The organism is Bradyrhizobium sp. 17 (assembly GCF_023073515.1).
In the GTDB taxonomy this organism is placed as follows: Bacteria; Pseudomonadota; Alphaproteobacteria; order Rhizobiales; family Xanthobacteraceae; genus Bradyrhizobium; species Bradyrhizobium canariense_D.
Window position 1 is genome coordinate 1 of the sequence record NZ_JADPJQ010000129.1, and the last position, 977, is coordinate 977.

General features: G+C 56.8%; 1 protein-coding gene. It reads right to left on the reverse strand.

The features are described from left to right. Positions 1–616 (reverse strand): transposase (locus IVB13_RS36065; protein WP_247492283.1); only part of this gene is annotated, 616 nt, incomplete at its 3' end. Positions 617–977: the final 361 nt, after the last annotated feature.

A 977-nucleotide genomic window follows, 5' to 3' on the forward strand; every position in this document is an offset into this window, starting at 1 on the left:
CATCGATCGTCGCAAGGAAGCAAAGGGCCGTGACCGGGCCGACGCCAGGAGCCGTCATGAACCGTCGCACCTGAGCATTGTTGCGAGCCAGCCGCAGCACCTTGCGGTCAAGGTCCGCAATCTGTTGCTCGACGGCCTCGCGTGCCTTTAGCAATGGATCGACAGCGGCAAAAAGCTCTGACCGTTCCTCGGCCAACTGCGCGGCGCGCACAGCAAACACATTCATCTTTGCTCGTCCGATGACGAGCCCAAGATTCTTGAGGAGCCCCCGGATTTGATTTTCGATATCCCGCTTGATCTTGACGAGCAGAGCTCGACTGACAAGAAGGGCTTTGGTCGCATGACTGTCGAGATCCTTGACGCAAACCTCCTTGTACCAACCACATTGCATGATGCGCGCAATGCCAGCAGCGTCATTTCGGTCGCTTTTGTTGATCTGCATCTTCAGAACCGCCTTCGCATGCCTGGCGTCAATGCAGATAACGGGTAACCCGATCTTATTCAGCTCGGTCCACAGCCATGTCGACGTTGCTCCGGTCTCAAGTCCAATCCGAACGACGTGTGACGTGTGCAATTTGATGTACGTCGCGATCGCCTCCGGGTCAGACGTAACCACCCCTTCGCGCTCGACCTTTCCTTGTCCGATCGACGATGCAGATCGAGGTCAGTTTCAGTGACACGTCTAATCCGACATAGTGCTCCATTGCCTCTCTCCATCATTGCAAGGCCCTGGGGTGGGCCTCGTCGAGTCCTGGAGAGCTGATTCCCAGAGCCTGAGTATGGCTCCGAGCCCGGAATTATCCCATGTGTGAAAACGCCGTGCCTGCTATGATTCCCGCACTGAATCGGCGGGGGCTGGCATGGCTCGTTTTGTTCAAGGAGCTGATCGCGGGCAATCTACTTTGTTGCCGGAATGCCTGGACGACTGGGTTGCAGATGACAATCCGGTTCGCGTGATCGACGCCTTCGTTGCAGCC